The following is a 19,036-nucleotide window of genomic DNA, read 5'->3' on the forward strand; positions in this document are numbered from 1 at the left end:
CCGCGCTCGGGCGGTCTCTACGCCCTGCCTGCTGCGATCGCCTGCGCCTCTGCGGCTGCGCGCTGCATGCTGGACGACATCTCGCCGGTGACCGTGCTCTGCTCCTCGACGGCGGCGGCGGTCGAGGTGACGTATTCGCTGACGTTCTGGATCTCGACCTTGATCGCGTTCAGCGCATTCACGACCTCGCTGGAGATCCCGTTCAGTCCGGAGATCTCCGCGCCGATCTTGTCGGTGGCGGCCTTGGCCTGCGTGGCGAGATTCTTGACCTCCGACGCGACCACGGCAAAGCCGCGGCCGGCATCGCCGGCGCGCGCCGATTCGATCGTGGCATTGAGCGCCAGCAGGTTGATCTGCCCTGTGATGTTGCCGATCAGTTCGACGATGCCGCTCATCGCTTGTGTCGCCTCGCTCAACCGCTTGGCCTGCGAATCGGCTGAGGCGACCCGGTCAGCCGCCCCCATGGCGGTCTCGCGCGACTTGGTCATGGCCTCGGAAATCTCGCGCACCGAGGCGTTCAACTCCTCGGCACCCGCCGCGACGGACTCCATCATGCCGCGAACGCGCTCATTGCCCATCCGCACCAGCACCTGCTTGGTGACGTCGGTGGCGTATTTCACGACCTTGAAGGGCTTGCCATTGAGGTCGAGGATTGGATTGTAGGAGGCCTGAATCCAGACCTCGCGGCCGCCCTTGCCGATCCGCTTGTATTCCGATGCCTGATATTCTCCGCGGTTCAGGGCGGCCCAGAAGTTGCGATAGGCCGGACTGTCGCGCTCCGACGGATCGACGAACATCGAATGGTGACGGCCCTTGATCTCGGACAGCGTATAGCCGAGCGCCTGCAGGAAATTGTCGTTGGCGTTGATGATGGTGCCGTCCAGTTCGAACTCGATCACGGCCTGCGATTTGCTGATGGCGGCGATCTGTCCGGCGAGATCGGCATTCCGAAGCTTCTGGGCGGTCACGTCGGTGGCGAACTTGACGACCTTGAAGGGCTTTCCGTTCTGATCGAACACCGGATTATAGGACGCCTGAATCCAGACCTCCTTGCCGCCCTTTCCGATCCGCTTGTATTCTGCGGCCTGGTATTCGCCGCGGTTCAGGGCGGCCCAGAACTCGCGATAGCCGGCACTGTCGCGCTCCTGCGGCGAAACGAAGATGCTGTGATGCTTGCCTTGGATCTCCGGCAGACTGTAGCCAAGCGCATGCAGAAAGTTGTCGTTGGCGGTGACGATCGTGCCGTCCAGGTTGAATTCGATCACGGCCTGTGATCGGCCGATTGCCGCGACCTGGGCGCTGTAGTCGAGGTTCTGCAGCCGCACGCTCGCGTCGGACCACTCGACGACCGTTCCGGCGCGGGTTCCATCCGGGTGTTTCAAGGGCTGCGCGACCAGATCGAACGTCCACTTGCCGATCTTGATGGTGGCCCGGTGCTCGGAGGTAAGGGCCTGCAGCATGCGGCGCTGGTGCGTCGGGTCCTTGTGGAACACGTCGATGTTGGTGCCGATGAGTCCGTCGACGCGGAAGTTCGGCAACTGCGCCTTGAGATCGGCCTCCGCCTCACGCATCAGCGCCCTTACCGCCTCGTTCATGTAGACGATGTTGAGCTTGTCGTCAGCGACCATCACCTTCGCGGTGATCGCGTTTGCGGCCAGGGCGGCCAGGGATGCGGCGTTGTTCTTGCGGCCAAACATGATGGTCTCCTGTGCAAGCGATCACGCCAGCGATGTGCACATGCTCGTGATCACGCGGCAGTTGCCGCGATCCGGAGACGGCGCTGATTGTGATCATTCCAGAACTCGATGATCCCCCGTAGATTTCCGGGGCTTTATTCAATCTAACAGATCGTCAGTAAGATTCGGTTAGGCTGCAATCTGCAGCGATGTTCTGATTGTGCAGGAATGGCCTCGTGACGTCTGCCGGGGGGTATTCAAGTGTCGCAGGCCGGGATTGCCTTAGATCAAGATCGAGATGATCCTCGCAGCTAGGCTGAATGGAAATTGGATGCTATCGGCTTCGACATGCCAGGGAAGGACATTGCCGAAATCATAGCGGTGCCGAGGGTGTTTCTGGACAGCCTCGGCATCGGCATCTCGATCGTCGACAGTGCGACGGGACATGTCCGGTTTGCGAACGCCGAATGCTGCCGGATCGTTGGATACACGCTGGAGCAGCTCAAGTCCGGTGGGCTGACCTTTGTCGATCTGACCCATCCAGAGGACTGGGAGCGCAATCGACTGCAGCACGAAAAGCTGCTTGCAGGCGAGATCGCGACTTATCAGCTCGACAAGCGCTACTTCCGGCGGGACGGAAGCGTCGTGTGGGGACGTGTGACCGTCAATCCGATCAGGGACGCCAGGGGCCGCCTGAAGTGGTTCTGCGCCGTAGTCGAGGACATCACGACAACCAGGATCCTGGAAGAACAGCTTTCAGCCGCGGAGAAGCTCGCTGGGTTGTCGACGTTCAACCTGATCGTCGATGCAGACGATTCCAAGGGAGATTTTCCGCCGGCGCCGCCATCGTCGCTGCGCGACATGCTGTGCCACGTGCATCCCGAGGATCGGAACGGGCTCGAGCAGGCCATCCGTCGCGCGATCATGAAGCGAACCGGCTACACGCGCGACTACCGGGTGCTTGGTAGAGCCGGTGCGGTGCGCTGGGTCCGTGGCATGGCGACCTCTGTCTACAGCCCGTCCGACGGACGAACCCATCTCGTCGGTGCGACGATCGACGTCACCGCGGATCATCTCGATCGCGATGGCCAGGTGCCGGAGTCCATTCGCAGGATCCTGGAACACATTGAGACGAACTGGGATCAGAAGATATCGATCCAGCAGCTCGCGGTTCGCTACGGCGTCAGCCCTCGCACGCTCTATCAGTACTTCGCGAAGAGCGGCGTCTCCTTGGCCGAGAAGATCAAGCTGACGCGAATCCAACATGCGCACCGCTTGCTGTACGATGCGAAAGCAGGTGACACGGTGACGTCGATCGCCTTGCGATGTGGCTTCAGCAATCCCGGGCATTTCGCCAGGGAGTATCGAAAGATCTACGGTGAGACGCCGTCGGAAAGTCTGAGGCAGGCGTCATTGCCGCTTGCGGCGCGGGGGGAAGCCGCCGCTGCTCCGTCCGTCCGCTGATTGTCAGCCGATCTTCACGGCTTCACGTCCGATGGAGGACCGGCCAGATGTGCCCGACGGGCAATCTCCGCATGCTTCGTATGCGCGAAATGCCCGTCGAGTTAGTTTGCCGCAGCCAAGCCGGCTTGCGTCGTCGGGCAAATCAGGACGATGGTCTTGCCCATCCCGCCTCGAGCAGAGGGACGTACGCGTCGTCACGAACGTTGAGGCGGGCTGCGATGGACGTGACGGCTGTGCCAGACGAGTGCAGTCGTGACGGACGGCGAAGTCGTGTGGTCCTGGCCTCTCGACGCTGAGGTCTGCGCAACGCGCCAAAGGCGCGTTGTTGCAAAATGGGGGCAAGAACGCCGATCCCCAGGGAGAGCACGAAGGACACCGTAAAACCATCGCGCGGGGAAGGCCGGGTCTGTCCGGCTGTACCTGTGGTACCTGCCGCCTGCATTCTTTTGAGCAGGCGGGCCACGGGCCTCAGCCGAGGTCCGGCCTTCCTCGCGCCCTCTCGATTTTCAGGAGGGACATGATTGCCGCATCACCTGCGCCTCATGGGCGGCGGGAAGGCGGCGTCGCGTCTTTATGGGTTGTCTCGGGCACAGTGTGATGGAAGGCGCCAACCGCGATCTCAGCCGTCGTCCCGGCCTTGCACAGGGACCCATAACCCCAGGAAGATGTGTGAGGCACGCTGGTGGATCGATCTCGCTTCACCACCATGGCCGGTGGCTATGGGTCCCGGCGCAGGGCCGGGACGACACCGGTTGTGACGCGCGAGCTCTGGCAAGCGAGACATCGACCGACCGGCGCCACCATCGCGGTTCGCCTCACGCTTCCAGCGCCGTCCTGATCATGCGCGCGAGATCGGCGCTCATATACGGCTTCGCCAGCAGCAGCACGTCGGCATCGAGCCGGCCATGATGCACGATCGCGTTCTCCGTGTAGCCCGATGTGTAGAGCACCTTCAGTCCGGGACGGCGCTTCTCGGCCTCGATCGCGAGCTGGCGGCCGTTCATGCCGCCTGGAATGATGACGTCGGTGAACAGCAGGTCGATGCGTTCCGGATTGTCGATCAGCGCCAGGCCCTCGGCGGCGTTGCTGGCGGCGAGCGTGCGATAGCCGAGCCGCCGCACCTGCGCGACCACGTAGTCCCGCACCAGCGCATCGTCCTCGACGATCAGAATGGTCTCGCCGCCGCGCGCCACCGCCGGACGTGCCGTGTCGGCGGCGGGCAGCTCCGGCGCGCCCGCGGCCCGCGGCAAATAGAGCTTCACGGTGGTGCCGTGGCCTTCCTCGCTGTAGATCTTGACGTGGCCGTTCGACTGCTTGACGAAGCCATAGACCATGCTGAGCCCGAGGCCCGAGCCCTTGCCGACGTCCTTGGTGGTGAAGAACGGCTCGAACACCTTGTCGAGCAGCGGGCCGGGAATGCCCTGGCCGGTGTCGCTGACCGCGATCATGACGTAGCTGCCGGGCTTGGCGTCGCGGTTCAACTGCGCATAGTGCTCGTCGAGCGTGACGTTCTTGGTCTCCAGGGTCAGCTTGCCGCCGTCCGGCATCGCGTCGCGGGCGTTGAGCGCGAGGTTGAGGATCGCGGTCGAGAGCTGGCTCGGATCGATCAGCGCCGGCGCGCTGTCATGCGCCAGCATCGATTCGATCTCGATCTGCTCGCCGAGGGTCGGCCGCAGCAGGCGGCCGGCCTCGACGATGAGTGCATTGATGTCGGTGGCGCGCGGCTGCAGCGGCTGGCGGCGCGAGAAGGCGAGCAGATGCCGGGTCAGATCGGCGCCGCGCTCGGCGGCGGCGCTGATCATGCCGGCGATGCCGGCGAGCTGGGGCTTGTCCTTGACGGCGTCGGCAAGGATCTCGATCGTCCCGGTGATGACGGTCAGGATGTTGTTGAAGTCGTGCGCGACGCCGCCGGTGAGCTGGCCGATCGCCTCCATCTTCTGCGCCTGACGGACCTGGGCCTCGTTGGCCTCGATTTCCTGGAATCGCCGCACCATCGCTTCCGCGGCGCGGCGCTGCCGGATCTCCTCCTCGAGCTGCGCATAGGCTTTCTGCAAGGTGATGCGCGTCGGCAGGACCAGAAGCTGAGGCAGCATCTTGATCATGATGACGATGATTCCGATCGAGGTGACGCCGAGAAAGACGTTGATGATGTCCGTGATGGTCGAGGTCGGCACCCAGAGATCGACGATCGCGAGCAGGCGGGTGACCCCGACGACGGCCACGAAGGTCGCAAGCGCCCCGACGATGCCGCGGAACATGACGTCGCGCCAGCGCCGCCGCAGGAACGTGCCGACGACGAAGGCGATGGTGAAGAAGGCGCTGGCGATCAGTCCGTTGGACACGACCTGCAGCCATGTCCATGCCACCGCGCCCTGCAGACCCGCCGCTTGCACCGTCAACGTCGGCATATGCAAACCATCCTCAACAACGCAACCCGCCAAATCCGGGCTCGCCCGGTCTGTCGTCGTCGCAACCCGAACGGATCATTCAGCTTTTCGTCTCGGGTGCAAGGGCAATGGCGGCTTCGACGTGCATCGCGGCAGGGCGCCCTCGCCGCGAATGCCGCTCCGCCGCGCGGCGTCAAAAGCCTGCCACACATCCTTTACCGCCCGGTCACGCGGTTGTTAACGCGCCGACCTAAGCCGCTCGACACCGTCATCACCATGGGGAATGAACGAGATGTCGAACACGATCGCGCACAACCGGCGCGAGTTCCTGCGGCTGCTCGGAGCGTCGGCTGCGACCGCCGCCCTCGGCCAGAGCATCGAGCGCGCGCATGCCATTCCGGCGTTCAATCGCCACGGCAGCATCGAGGACGTCAAGCACATCGTGGTGCTGATGCAGGAGAACCGCGCCTTCGACCATTATTTCGGTGCGATGCGCGGCGTGCGCGGCTTCAACGATCCCCGCGCGGTGAAGCTGCCGAACGGCAACCCGGTGTGGCAGCAGCCGAACGGCGCGGGGGCGGTGATGCCGTTCCGCGTCGACAATGCCGGCCAGGTCTATGTCGAGGACGTCGCCCATGGCTGGAACGACGGTCAGAAGGCCTGGAACAACGGCAACTACGACAAGTGGATCGCCAACAAGGGCACCACGACCATGACCTGCATGAACCGGCAGGATCTGCCCTGGCACTATGCGCTGGCCGACGCCTTCACGGTGTGCGATCAGTATTTCTGCTCGGTGATGGGACCGACCGATCCGAATCGCTACTACCTGTGGACCGGCTGGGACGGCAACGATGGCAAGGGCGGCGGACCGGTCATCACCAATGCGGAAGCCGGCTACGACTGGACCACGTTCCCGGAGCGGCTGGAGAAGGCGGGCATCTCCTGGAAGGTCTATCAGGACATCGGCACCGGGCTGAATGCAGCCGGCTCTTGGGGCTGGACCCAGAATCCGTGGATCGGCAATTACGGCGACAACTCGCTGCTGTATTTCCACCAGTACCAGAATTCGCAAGCAGGCAGTCCGCTGTACGAGAAGGCGCTGCGCGGCAGCAACATCGCCAATGGCGGCACGTTCGAGAACCTGTTCGACGGGCTGCGCAACGACGTCCGCAACGGCACCCTGCCGCAGGTCTCGTGGATCGCAGCTCCCGAGGCGTTCAGCGAGCATCCGAACTGGCTGCCGGGGCCGGGCGCCTGGTACATCTCCAAGGTGCTCGACATCCTGACGTCGAATCCGGAGCTGTGGAGCAAGACCGCGCTGATCATCAACTACGACGAAGGCGGCGGCTTCTTCGACCATGTCGTCGGTCCGTACCCAGCGATGTCGCAGGCCTGGGGACAGTCGACCGTCGATGTGAGCACGGACCTCTTCGCCGGCGATGGCAGCCACATGGCCGGTCCCTACGGCCTTGGCGTCCGCGTGCCGATGCTGGTGGTGTCGCCGTGGTCGCGCGGCGGCTTCGTGTGCTCGGAAGTGTTCGACCACACTTCTGTGATCCGCTTCATCGAGCGCCGCTTCCACCACAAGGCGCCCGATCTGTTCGAGAGCAACATCCCGGCATGGCGGCGGGCGGTGTGCGGCGATCTCACCTCGGCGTTCAACTTCACATCGCCCAACGAAGGCATGGCGCCGCTGCCGAGCACGGCCGGCTACAAGCCGCCGGTCGCCGACATCATCTCGGGCGCGCGCTTCGACGACTATCATCCGGTGCCGCCCGCCAAGCAGGTCCTGCCGCAGCAGGAGCCGGGCATCCGTCCGGCGCGCGCGCTGCCCTACGATCTGCGTGTCGACGGCGATGCCGATGCCGCGCACAAGACGTTCGGAATCCGCTTCGTCAATCCGGGGCAGGCCGGCGTCTGCTTCCACGTTCGTTCCGGCAACACCGCGGCCGGCCCGTGGAGCTACACCGTCGAAGCCGGGAAATCGCTGCACGGCGTGTGGGACCTCGCGGCCAGCGCCGGCCAGTACGATCTGTCGGTGTACGGGCCGAACGGCTTCTTCCGCCACTTCAAGGGCGGCGTCGCCACCACCGCGGCGCTCGTCGATGTCGATACCGTCCATCTCTGCGATTGGGACGACGGCGACGATGCCCGCAGCCTTGCGATCGCGCTCACCAACAAGGGCGCGAGCTGCGTGGTGACTCTGGCCGACAACTACACCGGACGCAGCGAGCGGCACCGGCTGCAGCGCGGCCAGCGGCTGGAGACGCGGGTTCGCCTGCAGCAGACCCATGGCTGGTACGACCTGACGGTCACGACGGACGGCGACGCCAACTTCAACTGGCAGCTTGCAGGCCACGTCGAGAACGGTCGGCCCAGCATCAGCGATCCGGCGATGGGCAGGATCGCCGCGACCTGATCGCAGACGACGGCGGGAGGCGCCCGGAGCAAACCGGGCACCTCTCACGACGACGAAGCGACGAGGCCTTCGTTGGTCGCATCGTCGGCATTGGGATCGCCTGGCGCGGTGGCCCAGGCGAGCTCGACCAGGGTGACGATGCGGCGGCCGGCGCCGTCGAGCTGGCAGACGATGAGGCCCTGGTCCTCGATATAGGTCAGCAGGCGCTGCGCCCGGCGCAGCGAGTGCGATCCGTAGGCGCGGGCGATCGCGGCATCGCTCGGGCAGGGGCGGCCGTCCTTGGCGGCGCGGGCGATCATCATGAACACGCCCTGCATGTCCTCGGGGAGCAGCGAGGCGCGCAGCGACACGTCCTGCCAGCCGGCGTCGTCGGCCGCGTCGTCGCCGCCGAGCCCGGCGCGGGCGCGGGTCAGCATGCGGCGGAATTCGTTGAGGTCGGGCACGGCCGTGCCCAGCCCCTCGATGCGGCAGCGGACGACGAACTCCTGGTAGAGCACACCGACGGCGCGGAAGCCGGCGTCGGGCTCGGCCAGCACCGCGCGCAAGACGCGCTCGACGCGGGCTTTGCGCTCGGCGAGCTCCTCCTCGCTGACGGCGGGCGCCGGCGGCTCGGGGCGCAGCTCGAGCGCAGCAGACTTCGCCGCCATCAGCTGGTCGAGCAGCTCGGGCTGCGGCTTGCGCTGCGGCCGCGCGTTGGTCTCGGGCGGCGGTGCGGCGAGAATCACCGCGCGGGCGTCTTCGAGCGACGCTTCCGGCAGCGGCATCAGCCGCGGCGTCGCGTTGCGCGGCTTGGTGTCGGTCGGGCCGATGCGCAGGCCCAACGGCCGGCGCGACAGCGCGGGGCCCAGCGCCATGAACTGGCCGCGCTCGAGGTCGCGGAACGCCTCGGCCTGGCGCCGCTCCATGCCGAGCAGGTCGGCAGCGCGGGCCATGTCGATGTCGAGGAAGGTGCGGCCCATGAGGAAGTTCGAGGCCTCGGCCGCGACGTTCTTGGCGAGCTTCGCCAGCCGCTGCGTCGCGATCACGCCCGCCAGCCCGCGCTTGCGGCCGCGGCACATCAGGTTGGTCATCGCGCCCAGCGACGCCTTGCGGGCCTCGTCGGAGACTTCGCCCGCGACGGCCGGTGCGAACAATTGGGCTTCGTCGACCACGACCAGCATCGGGTACCAATGGTCGCGGGAGATCTCGAACAGGCCGTTGAGAAAGGCGGCCGCGCGCCGCATCTGATTCTCGGCATCGAGGCCTTCGAGGTTGAGCACCGTCGAGACGCGATGCATCCGGGCCCGTTCGCCGGCGACCTGCAGGGCGCGCTCGGTGTGGTCCTCGGCCTCGATCACGAGATGGCCGAATCGCTCGGCCAAGGTGACGAAGTCACCCTCGGGGTCGATGATCGTCTGCTGCACCCAGGGCGCGCTCTGCTCCAGCAGGCGGCGCAGGAGATGCGACTTGCCGGAGCCGGAATTGCCCTGCACCAGGAGCCGGGTCGCCAGCAGTTCCTCGAGGTCCAGGGCGGCAGGCGATCCCGCCGCCGTCTGCCCCATCTCGATCGCAACCGTCATGTGCCCCGACTCAACCCCGCTTCACGCAGAGGCTGGCGCTTAACAAGCGCAGCCGCGCACGTCGAGCGTTTGCGTTGGACTGTCCCAAGTTGCGAGATCGGCTGTGGATGGACGGATGGATCCCGCCGCGCCGCCGAGTTCCTCGTTGATGCGCTCGTTGCCCGTTCTGGCCAGTGCTTGGCGCCCGCGCGCATTTCACGATATTGTGCGATGAAAAAGGGGCCAGGAGTGAACGAGCATTCGGATGCCGGTCGCGCGACGTTTCAGGCGTTCGCGCGCGGGGCCGACTTCCTGCAGGGAGGCGGGGAGATGGGAGCGCTCATGCGCATCCATGATTGGTCACGGACGCCGTTGGGGCCGCCCGAGAGCTGGCCTCAGTCGTTGCGCACGTCGATCAGCACCTGCCTGGACTGCGCGTTCCCGATCCTGATCTGGTGGGGCCCGGAGCTCGTCATGCTCTACAATGACGAATATCGCCCGATCCTCGGCTCGCAGAAGCATCCGGCCGCGCTCGGGGCGCCGGGGCACGCGGTATGGTCCGAGATCTGGGAGGTCATCGGCCCGATGTTGCGGCACGTCGTTGGGCTTGGCGAAGCGACCCGTTCGCGCGACATGCCGCTGTTCATCGACCGCCATGGCTACCTCGAAGAGACCTATTTTTCGTTCTCCTATTCGCCGATTCGCGACGAGACCGGCGGTGTCGGCGGTGTCTTCACCCCCGTCATCGAGACGACGGCCCGGGTCGTGGGCGAACGCCGCATGCGGACCTTGCGCGATCTCGCCGCGCGCGGCCGTGCCGACAGTCTGGCGGATGCTTGTCGCGAAGCCACCGACGTCCTCGCCGAGAATCCGCATGATGTCCCGTTTGCGCTGATCTACCAACTCGGCGAGGACCAGCGATCGGCACGGTTGCTGAGCGCCGCAGGGGTACACCCGGACAGTGCAATCGCGCCGGCGCAGATTGCCCTCGACAGCGATGGGGACGGGCTGTGGCCGGTCCGGGCGGCGGCGCGCGCGGTGGCGCCGATTCGCGTCGTGCTGGATCGTGCGAAATTTGCCGGCGTCCCGACCGGCGCATGGCCCGAGCCGCCGCAGCTGGCACTGGCGCTGCCGGTTGCGACGGGGCGGGAGCAGGCGACGGCGATCCTGATCTGTGGCGTCAATCCGCGCCGCGCCCTCGACGCCGAGCATCAGGGCTTCTTCGATCTGATGGCCGCTCAGCTCGGCAGCGCCTTCGCCGAGACGCTCGCCTATGAGCAGGAGCGGCGCCGCGCTGAGACGCTCGCCGAGGTCGATCGCGCCAAGACCGCGTTCTTCGCCAATGTGAGCCACGAGTTCCGTACGCCGCTGACGCTGATGCTCGGTCCGCTCGAAGATGTGCTGCGGTCGCAGAGCTTGCCGCCGGCAGATCGCGACCGGTTGGAGATCGCCCAGCGCAATGCCTTGCGGCTGCTCAAGCTGGTCAACACGCTGCTGGATTTCTCGCGGATCGAGGCCGGCAGGATGCAGGCGGTCTACGCGCCGGTGGACCTCGCGAGCCTGACCGCGGAGATCGCCAGCACCTTCCGCTCGGCGATCGAAGCCGCCGGCCTCAGGCTGATCGTGGATTGCCCGACGCTGCCGGAGCCGGCCTATGTCGATTGCGAAATGTGGGAGAAGATCGTCCTCAACCTGCTCTCCAACGCGTTCAAGTTCACCTTCACGGGCGACATCGAGGTCCGGCTCGTCACCTGCGATCGTCATTTCGAGCTGAGCGTGAAGGACACCGGGACCGGCATCCCGCAGCACGAGCTGCCGCGGCTCTTCGAGCGTTTCCATCGCGTCGCCGGCGCGTTCGGCCGCACCCATGAAGGCTCGGGCATCGGGCTCGCACTGGTGCATGAGCTCGCCAAGCTGCACGGCGGATCCGTCGCGGCGACCAGCGAAGCCGGGCAGGGGAGCACGTTCGCGGTCAGAATCCCCAGGGGACGAAGTCATCTCCCGTCCGATGCGGCGCCGGCGCAGGAACCGATGCTTCGCGGTGCGCGGCCGTTCATCGCGGAGGCATTGCGCTGGCTGCCGGATCCGCCGTCGCTCGACGCGCATGCCGTTCCGGACATCGACATCACCACCACGTCAGCCGACAGGGCCGGGCCGCGCCCCCGCATCCTCCTGGCCGACGACAATGCCGACATGCGCGACTATGTCCGCCGCCTGCTCGCCGCGCGCTACGATGTCGAGACCGTCGCCGATGGTGAAGCCGCGCTCGCGGCCATCGCCCGCGACAAGCCCGACCTCGTTCTGTCCGATGTGATGATGCCGCGCATCGACGGCATGCAGTTGCTGGCACGGCTGCGCGCCGATGAACGGGTCGGTACCATCCCGGTGATCCTGCTGTCGGCCCGGGCCGGAGAAGAGAGCCGCGTCGAAGGCATGGAGGCCGGTGCGGATGATTATCTGATCAAGCCGTTCAGTGCGCGTGAACTGCTGGCGCGTGTCGAGGCGCATCTCAAGATGGCCCGTCTGCGTGCCGAAGCGACGGAGCGACTGCGCGCCAGCGAGGAGCGCTATCGCGCTTTCGTAACCGCGAGCTCCGACGTCGTCTATCGCATGAGCCCGGACTGGCGGGAGATGCGCCAGTTGCAGGGCAAGGACTTCATCGCCGATACGATGAAACCGAGCCAGGGCTGGCTCGCGAAATACATTCATCCGGACGATCAGGCGCAGGTGACTGCGGCGATCAGCAGGGCCGTCGCGACGAAGGGCATGTTCGAGCTGGAGCACCGCGTGATCAGGATCGATGGCAGCCTCGGCTGGATCGATTCGCGCGCCATCCCCATTCTCGGGCGTGACGGCGAGATCATCGAGTGGTTCGGGACGGCGCGCGACATCTCCGAGCAGAACAAGGCCGAACGGGAATTGCGCAAGAGCGAGGAGCGCCTGCGCAGCGCGGTCGAGGTCGGGCGGCTCGGCCTGTGGGACTGGAACGTCGCAACCGGCGAGGTCTATTGGTCGGACGAGCACTTTCGCATGGAAGGCTATGCTGTTGGCGAGCTGACCCCGAGCTACGAGGCCTGGGCGGCGCGCATCCATCCCGACGATCGTCCCGCAGCCGAAGCCGCGCTTCACCGCGCGATGGAGGCGCACCAGGAATATGTCAGCGAGTTTCGCGTGGTGCATCCGGGCGGCGCAATTCGCTGCCTGTACGGCCGTGGGCGCTTCTTCTATGACGACGCGGGACGACCGATCCGCATGACCGGCGCCATGGTCGACGTGACCGAGCGGCGTGAATGGGAGGAGCGGCAGAAGGTGCTGGTGGCCGAACTGCAGCATCGCACCCGCAACCTGCTGGGCGTGGTCCGCTCGATGGCCGACAAGACGGCGCGTGCCAGCGCCGATCTCGGCGATTTTCGCGCCCGCTTCCGTGATCGGCTGGATACGCTGTCCCGCGCCCAGGGCCTGCTGTCCCGCCTCAAGGAGAATGATCGCGTCACCTTCGACGATCTGATCCGTAGCGAGCTGTCGGCTGTCGCCGGCGGTTCGGAGCGCATCGGGCTGTCGGGACCGTCCGGCGTCAGGCTGCGGTCGTCGACCGTTCAGACCCTTGCCATGGCCCTGCACGAGCTCGCCACCAACGCGGTCAAGTATGGCGCGCTGGCGCAGCCCTCGGGCCGGCTCTGCGTGGTCTGGTCGCTCGAGCGCGAAGGCGCGGAAGGCCAGCCCTGGCTGCATATCGAGTGGCGCGAGAGCGGCGTCGACATGCCGCCGCCAGCCACGATGCCCGTCGGCACGGGGCAAGGGCGCGAGCTGATCGAACAGGCCTTGCCCTATCAGCTCAGCGCGAGGACCTCGTACGCTTTCGCATCCGACGGTGTCCGTTGCACGATATCGATTCCCGTTTCGCTCACCACACTGGAGCTTGAGGATCATGCCTGAACGCTCGCTTCGCGACCGTCATATCCTCATCGTCGAGGACGAGTATATGCTTGCCGACGAGCTGCGCTGCGCCTTCGGTAGTGCCGGCGGCACGATCCTGGGCCCGGTCGGAACCGTCCCTGACGCGCTCGCCTTGATCAAACGCGAGGGGCGGATCGAAGGCGCCGTTCTCGACGTGAACCTGCGCGGCGACATGGCGTTTCCGGTGGCCGATCTGCTGGTCGAGCGCGGCGTGCCCTTCGTTTTCACCACCGGCTATGACGAATCGGTGATCCCGGACCGCTTCTCGAAGATCCTCCGCTGCGAGAAGCCGATTGCCGTCGATGGGATCATGCGTGCGCTCGGACGCCTGATCAAGAGGACGGCGCCGCAATGACGCGCCGGTCGGATTGAGCCGGGCGCCCTCACACCTCGCGCCGGCTGAGGAAGGCGAGCCGCTCGAACAAGTGGACGTCCTGCTCGTTCTTGAGCAGCGCACCGTGCAGCGGCGGGATCAGCTTGCGCGGATCGCGCTCGCGCAGCTGCTCGGGACCGATGTCCTCGTTGAGCAGCAGCTTGAGCCAGTCGAGCAGCTCGGAGGTCGACGGCTTCTTCTTCAGGCCGGGCACGTCGCGGACCTCGAAGAAGATGCGCAGCGCTTCCTCGACCAGCCGCTTTTTGATGTTCGGGAAGTGCACGTCGACGATCCGGCCCATCGTATCCGGATCGGGGAACTTGATGTAGTGGAAGAAGCAGCGGCGCAGGAACGCATCCGGCAGCTCCTTCTCGTTGTTGGACGTGATGATGACGATCGGGCGCAGCTTCGCCTTGATGGTCTCGTTGGTCTCGTAGACGTGGAATTCCATCCGGTCGAGCTCGAGCAGCAGGTCGTTCGGAAACTCGATGTCGGCCTTGTCGATCTCGTCGATCAGGAGCACCGGCCGCTGCTCGGCCGTGAAGGCCTCCCACAGCTTGCCGCGCTTGATGTAGTTCTTGATGTCGGACACCCTGGAGTCGCCGAGCTGGCTGTCGCGCAGTCGCGAGACGGCGTCGTATTCGTAAAGGCCCTGCTGCGCCTTGGTGGTCGACTTGATGTGCCAGGTGAGCAGCGGCGCGTTGACGGCCTTGGCGACTTCCTCGGCCAGCACGGTCTTGCCGGTCCCCGGCTCGCCCTTCACCAGCAGCGGGCGCTCGAGCACGATCGCCGCATTGACGGCCACTTTGAGGTCGTCGGTGGCGACGTAGTCCTGGGTGCCGGTAAATTTCATCGCGTCTCGCTCATCGTTCGAACTTGTGTTGAGTGGCTACGCAGCGGCAACGCCGCTGCGGCTTTGAGATAATGGCTGCCATCGGAAGCAGAAATAATCAAGCGCGCCTGATCAATGAGAGGATCACGAGCACGATGACGGCGCCGATCGTGGCGTCCAGGATCGCCCCCAGCGTGCCGCTGGCAAGCGCAATGTGCAGCGCCGGCAGCACGTAGCTTGCGACCAGCGCGCCGATGATGCCGATGACCATGTTGCCGATCAGGCCGAAACCTGCGCCGCGCACGATCAGCCCCGCCAGCCAGCCCGCGACGGCGCCGATGATCAGTGCTGCAATGATACCCATGAAAGCCCCCATTCCGCCTGTTGTTCCAGGGATTGTAGAGCAAAATGCCGGCGGGTCCAGCGCGGGGCGGGGAGCGGCCCTTGACGTGCCCTCCCAGCCGCGCGATCTAATGGGTATGTTCCTGCAATTCTTTACAGCACTGCGCGACGCGCAGGTCCCGGTCTCCTTGCGTGAATATCTCACGCTGATGGAGGCTGTCGACGCCGACCTCGCCGAGCACTCGGTCGAGAATTTCTACTATCTGTCGCGCACCGCGCTGGTAAAGGACGAACGCAATCTCGACAAGTTCGATCGCGTGTTCGGCTCCGTGTTCAAGGGGCTGGAGAGCCTGCTCGACGCGATGGAGAAGGCCGAAATCCCCGAGGAATGGCTGAGGAAGCTGGCCGAGAAATACCTCACCGAGGAAGAGAAGAAAGAGATCGAGGCCATGGGCTGGGACAAGCTCATGGAGACCTTGAAGAAGCGCCTGGAAGAGCAGAAGGGCCGTCACCAGGGCGGCAACAAGTGGATCGGCACGGCGGGCACGTCGCCGTTCGGCGCCTATGGCTACAACCCCGAAGGCGTCCGCATCGGCCAGGAGAAGAACCGCAACAACCGCGCCGTGAAGGTGTGGGACCGGCGCGAGTTCAAGGATCTCGACGGCAATGTCGAGCTCGGCATCCGCAACATCAAGGTGGCGCTGCGCCGCTTGCGCAAGTTCGCCCGCACCGGCGCGCCGGACGAGCTCGATCTGGACACCACGATCCGCGAGACCGCCAATCACGGCTATCTCGACGTGCACATGCGGCCCGAGCGGCGCAATGCGGTGAAGGTGCTGGTGTTCTTCGACATCGGCGGCTCGATGGATTCGCACATCGCCCAGGTCGAGGAGCTGTTCTCGGCCGCCAAGAGCGAATTCAAGCACATGGAATATTTCTACTTCCACAACTGCCTCTATGAGGGCGTGTGGAAGCAGAACAAGCGCCGCTTCACCGACCGCACGCCGACCTGGGACGTGCTGCACAAGTACCCGCACGACTACAAGGTCGTGTTCGTCGGCGACGCCTCGATGTCGCCTTATGAGATCATGGTGCCCGGCGGTTCGGTCGAGCACGTCAACGAGGAGCCGGGGTCAGTGTGGCTCGACCGCGTCATCCGCACCTATCCCCACGCGGTGTGGCTCAATCCGGTGGCGCAGAAGCATTGGGACTATTCGGAGTCCACCACCATCATTCGCCGCATCTTCTCCGAGCGCATGTATCCGATCACGATCGAGGGATTGGAAGCGGCGATGAAGGAGCTGGTGAGGTAAGGCGCTCGTTCTGCGGCGCGCGATGCAAGGCCGTCGTTGCGGGCGGTCGCGATAGCGACCAAATCCGGAATATCGAGCTTGTGCGATCGGCTCTGGATTCCGGGTTCGGTCCTGACGGACGACCCCGGAATGTAGACGCGAAACGCCGCCGCTCGGCGGCTGGAAAAGACGAAGGAAGAAGACATGCCCCAGACCATCACGCGCGGGATCAAGGCGCTGCTCGATGAAGCCAATGCCGAGATCGAGACGCTCTCGGCGGCTGAGGCGATCGCGGCGGCGAAGCGCGACGATGTCGTGATCGTCGATATCAGGGACCCCCGAGAGATCGAGCGTGAGGGCAGGATTCCCGGCGCGTTCTCGTGCACCCGCGGCATGCTGGAGTTCTGGATCGACCCGCAGAGCCCCTATGCCAAGCCGGTCTTTCAGCAGGACAAGACGTTCATCTTTCATTGCGCCGGCGGCCTGCGCTCGGCGCTCGCGGCCAAGACCGCGCAGGACATGGGCCTGAAGCCGGTCGCCCATATCGGTGGCGGTTTCGCGGCGTGGCGCGACTGCGGCGGGCCGGTCGAGGCCTGGGCGCCGAAGAAGAAGGATTGATCGCTGCCCGTCGCACGCGGGCTTGACCCGCGTGTCCATCGCTTCGACAAGGTGGATCGCCGGATCAAGTCCGGCGATGACGATCGAATGTGAAGCCCGGAGCTTTTGCGCATGACCATCCACGACGACCCTCTCGTCTCCACCGACTGGCTCGCTGCGCATCTGGGCGATCCCAAGGTGAAGGTGCTCGACGCGACCTTCAAGATGCCGGGTGTGCTGCCGCTGCCGAAGGACGATTACCTGAAGGCGCACATCCCCGGCGCCGTGTTTTTCGACGTCGACGAGGTCTCCGACCATTCCAATCCGCTGCCGCACATGTATCCGAGCGCCGCGCAGTTCGGCCGCGACGCCGGCCGGCTCGGCGTCAGCAATGGCGATACGGTGGTGGTCTATGATTCCGGCGGCTGGGTCGCCGCGCCGCGCGCCTGGTGGATGTTCCTGTCGTTCGGCCACACGGATGTGCGCGTGCTCGACGGCGGGCTGAAGAAGTGGATGGCGGAGGGGCGCCGGGTCGAGAGCGGGCAGGTCACGCCGGCGCTTGGCACGTTCAGCGCGACGTTCGATGCCGCGCGCGTGCGCCGGATCGAGCAGATGGTTGCCAATCTCGCCGGCAATGCCGAGCAGGTGATCGATGCGCGGCAGGCGCCGCGCTTCGCGGGCGAGGTCGCCGAGCCGCGGCCCGGTCTCCGATCCGGCCATATCCCCGGCAGCCGCAATCTGCCCTATGCGGAGCTGTTCGACGCGGCGACCGGCGTGATGAAGCCGCTAGACGAGCTACGTAAGGCGTTCGGCGCCGCTGGCGTCGATCTCGCCAGGCCGATCGTCACCTCCTGCGGCTCCGGGGTGTCGGCGGCGGTGCTGACGCTGGCGCTCTATCGTCTCGGCATCCGCGACACCGCGCTCTACGACGGCTCGTGGTCGGAATGGGGCGTCGAGAACGGTCCGCCGGTTGCGACCGGGCCGGCCTGATCGCTAGCTCCGCCTACCGCGTGCGCGGCCCGGCAGCCTGCTGGACGGCCGCCTGCGGTTGACCAAATGGCTGCTGTCCGAATGGATCGGGGAACGCGGTCTGTTGCTGCAGTTGGGCCGCTGCCTGCCGCGCCGCCCTGACGCGCTGGGCGATGCGCCGCTGCTTGGCGCGGCGCGCTGCAACCTGCTTCTCGCGGGCCTGGCGCTTCTTGAGGATGCTCCGGCGCAACTGAACGCTCGCGACCTTCACCGAGGCACGATGCTCGCCGGCCGCGGGCCGCTCTTGATGAGCCGGCTGCTCGGCCAGCGCGGCGAGCTTGGCCGCGATCGGGTCGAGCACCGCCGGAACGGGCGCGGCGGCGGCTGCGGTCGTCATCATCGGATCGGCGCTGGCGAGAATCTGAGGAGCCGGCGGCGGCGGTGAGACCACGGCGGCCGCAGCTTCGGTCGACGCCTGGGGCGGGGGCGGGGCTGCAGTCGCGGGCGAACTGTCCATGCTCGGCCTGTCGGAGACTTTTTCGACCGGAACGACGATCGAAGCGGTCGTGTCCGGAATGGGGCGCTCCGGTTTGGTGCTCTCGAACCGGTCGTTCGTCGCGGACGCGGTCTCGACGATGGCGGAGGTGCGGGACGTGTCGACCGTCTCCGCCGGCAGCGAGGGCGTAGGCACATCGGTGGCCACCGCAACGGGCGTCGCCTCGGGCGTCTCCGCGGCCGGCGCCGCCGTCGACGGCGCGCTCGGCGGCTCGGACGCTGCCGGGGGAGCATCGGCCACGACCGGCGGCGGCGTCACCGGCGGTGTCGGAATCGAATCCACCCGCAGCACCGCGAGCACCGGCGTGGGTTCGGCCGGCGGCAGGAACGTGGTGAAGCCGGAGGCCTGAGTCGTGCGCCAGGACGCGTTGCTGACGAACTGCTCGTGGGCCGCGCGCAACAGGGCCGCAGCGCCCATGCCGAAGATGGTGAGAGAGATGGAACAGACGATCGCGGCGACCAGAAAACGAAAGCCGGGAAGCATTGACGGTAACTCTCGCCACGGCAGCGTGACTGCCGAGACCTTAGAGCCAGTAGGGAACGCGGTGATCACAGGGAATGCCGCGTTCGCGACGAGGCCGGCTTCTGCCGTGCATCGCGAATCAGGCTCAGGTCAGAATACCGGAAGTGTT

13 protein-coding genes are annotated in these 19,036 nt (G+C 65.9%); 7 read left to right on the forward strand and 6 right to left on the reverse strand.

Annotated features, from left to right (window positions below; translation table 11 throughout):
- Window positions 1–17: 17 nt before the first annotated feature.
- Window positions 18–1,697: a methyl-accepting chemotaxis protein gene (locus tag ACQR1X_RS00125; RefSeq protein ID WP_316217633.1), complete on the reverse strand. Its 1,680-nt coding sequence runs from the start codon at window positions 1,695–1,697 to the stop codon at window positions 18–20.
- A 369-nt stretch (window positions 1,698–2,066) separates the two neighbouring features.
- Here ACQR1X_RS00125 and ACQR1X_RS00130 point away from each other — a divergent pair, with 369 nt between their 5' ends.
- Window positions 2,067–3,140: a PAS domain S-box protein gene (locus tag ACQR1X_RS00130; protein WP_434898114.1), complete on the forward strand. Its 1,074-nt coding sequence runs from the start codon at window positions 2,067–2,069 to the stop codon at window positions 3,138–3,140.
- Window positions 3,141–3,955: 815 nt separating this feature from the next.
- On the opposite strand, the gene ACQR1X_RS00135 is transcribed toward ACQR1X_RS00130, so the two are convergent.
- A complete protein-coding gene (locus ACQR1X_RS00135; protein WP_315804505.1) occupies window positions 3,956–5,548 on the reverse strand; it encodes an ATP-binding protein in 1,593 nt (530 codons plus the stop codon).
- Window positions 5,549–5,819: 271 nt separating this feature from the next.
- On the opposite strand from ACQR1X_RS00135, the gene ACQR1X_RS00140 reads away from it, so the two are divergent.
- Window positions 5,820–7,949 (forward strand): phosphocholine-specific phospholipase C, encoded by a 2,130-nt coding sequence (locus tag ACQR1X_RS00140; protein WP_315804506.1) that lies wholly within the window; start codon window positions 5,820–5,822, stop codon window positions 7,947–7,949.
- Between the two features lie 44 nt (window positions 7,950–7,993).
- On the opposite strand, the gene ACQR1X_RS00145 is transcribed toward ACQR1X_RS00140, so the two are convergent.
- Window positions 7,994–9,508, reverse strand: a complete 1,515-nt coding sequence (locus tag ACQR1X_RS00145) for an ATP-binding protein (RefSeq protein WP_315804507.1) — start codon at window positions 9,506–9,508, stop codon at window positions 7,994–7,996.
- 228 nt (window positions 9,509–9,736) lie between these two features.
- Between ACQR1X_RS00145 and ACQR1X_RS00150 the strand changes: the two genes are divergently transcribed.
- Together ACQR1X_RS00150 and ACQR1X_RS00155 are read left to right on the forward strand one after the other, a co-directional pair.
- A complete protein-coding gene (locus tag ACQR1X_RS00150; RefSeq protein WP_434898115.1) occupies window positions 9,737–13,423 on the forward strand; it encodes a PAS domain-containing protein in 3,687 nt (1,228 codons plus the stop codon).
- Window positions 13,416–13,799, forward strand: a complete 384-nt coding sequence (locus ACQR1X_RS00155) for a response regulator (protein ID WP_315804509.1) — start codon at window positions 13,416–13,418, stop codon at window positions 13,797–13,799. Before ACQR1X_RS00150 ends, ACQR1X_RS00155 begins: the two co-directional genes overlap by 8 nt.
- A gap of 28 nt (window positions 13,800–13,827) precedes the next feature.
- On the opposite strand, the gene ACQR1X_RS00160 is transcribed toward ACQR1X_RS00155, so the two are convergent.
- Both ACQR1X_RS00160 and ACQR1X_RS00165 read right to left on the reverse strand, forming a co-directional pair.
- Window positions 13,828–14,670: an AAA family ATPase gene (locus ACQR1X_RS00160; RefSeq protein ID WP_315717852.1), complete on the reverse strand. Its 843-nt coding sequence runs from the start codon at window positions 14,668–14,670 to the stop codon at window positions 13,828–13,830.
- 97 nt (window positions 14,671–14,767) lie between these two features.
- Window positions 14,768–15,013: a GlsB/YeaQ/YmgE family stress response membrane protein gene (locus tag ACQR1X_RS00165; RefSeq protein ID WP_315717851.1), complete on the reverse strand. Its 246-nt coding sequence runs from the start codon at window positions 15,011–15,013 to the stop codon at window positions 14,768–14,770.
- Window positions 15,014–15,128: 115 nt separating this feature from the next.
- On the opposite strand from ACQR1X_RS00165, the gene ACQR1X_RS00170 reads away from it, so the two are divergent.
- The 3 genes from ACQR1X_RS00170 (at window position 15,129) to sseA (ending at window position 17,870) form a co-directional block, all read left to right on the forward strand.
- Window positions 15,129–16,304: a vWA domain-containing protein gene (locus ACQR1X_RS00170; RefSeq protein WP_315804510.1), complete on the forward strand. Its 1,176-nt coding sequence runs from the start codon at window positions 15,129–15,131 to the stop codon at window positions 16,302–16,304.
- Between the two features lie 183 nt (window positions 16,305–16,487).
- Entirely contained in the window at window positions 16,488–16,901 is a 414-nt protein-coding gene (locus ACQR1X_RS00175) for a rhodanese-like domain-containing protein (RefSeq protein ID WP_315804511.1), read from the forward strand.
- Window positions 16,902–17,012: 111 nt separating this feature from the next.
- Window positions 17,013–17,870, forward strand: a complete 858-nt coding sequence (gene sseA / locus ACQR1X_RS00180) for a 3-mercaptopyruvate sulfurtransferase (protein ID WP_315804512.1) — start codon at window positions 17,013–17,015, stop codon at window positions 17,868–17,870.
- A gap of 13 nt (window positions 17,871–17,883) precedes the next feature.
- Here the strand turns inward: sseA and ACQR1X_RS00185 are convergent, their stop codons facing one another.
- Window positions 17,884–18,957 (reverse strand): hypothetical protein, encoded by a 1,074-nt coding sequence (locus tag ACQR1X_RS00185; protein WP_434898116.1) that lies wholly within the window; start codon window positions 18,955–18,957, stop codon window positions 17,884–17,886.
- Window positions 18,958–19,036 lie beyond the last annotated feature (79 nt).

This window comes from Bradyrhizobium sp. HKCCYLRH3073, assembly GCF_051167995.1.
Taxonomy (GTDB): Bacteria; Pseudomonadota; Alphaproteobacteria; order Rhizobiales; family Xanthobacteraceae; genus Bradyrhizobium.

Coding starts and splice junctions, on each gene's coding strand:
- ACQR1X_RS00125 (WP_316217633.1), bottom strand. CDS start 1,697: ATGTTTGGCCGCAAGAACAACGCCGCATCCCTGGCCGCCCTGGCCGCA.
- ACQR1X_RS00135 (WP_315804505.1), bottom strand. CDS start 5,548: ATGCCGACGTTGACGGTGCAAGCGGCGGGTCTGCAGGGCGCGGTGGCA.
- ACQR1X_RS00140 (WP_315804506.1), top strand. CDS start 5,820: ATGTCGAACACGATCGCGCACAACCGGCGCGAGTTCCTGCGGCTGCTC.
- ACQR1X_RS00145 (WP_315804507.1), bottom strand. CDS start 9,508: ATGACGGTTGCGATCGAGATGGGGCAGACGGCGGCGGGATCGCCTGCC.
- ACQR1X_RS00155 (WP_315804509.1), top strand. CDS start 13,416: ATGCCTGAACGCTCGCTTCGCGACCGTCATATCCTCATCGTCGAGGAC.
- ACQR1X_RS00160 (WP_315717852.1), bottom strand. CDS start 14,670: ATGAAATTTACCGGCACCCAGGACTACGTCGCCACCGACGACCTCAAA.
- ACQR1X_RS00165 (WP_315717851.1), bottom strand. CDS start 15,013: ATGGGTATCATTGCAGCACTGATCATCGGCGCCGTCGCGGGCTGGCTG.
- ACQR1X_RS00170 (WP_315804510.1), top strand. CDS start 15,129: ATGTTCCTGCAATTCTTTACAGCACTGCGCGACGCGCAGGTCCCGGTC.
- ACQR1X_RS00175 (WP_315804511.1), top strand. CDS start 16,488: ATGCCCCAGACCATCACGCGCGGGATCAAGGCGCTGCTCGATGAAGCC.
- sseA (WP_315804512.1), top strand. CDS start 17,013: ATGACCATCCACGACGACCCTCTCGTCTCCACCGACTGGCTCGCTGCG.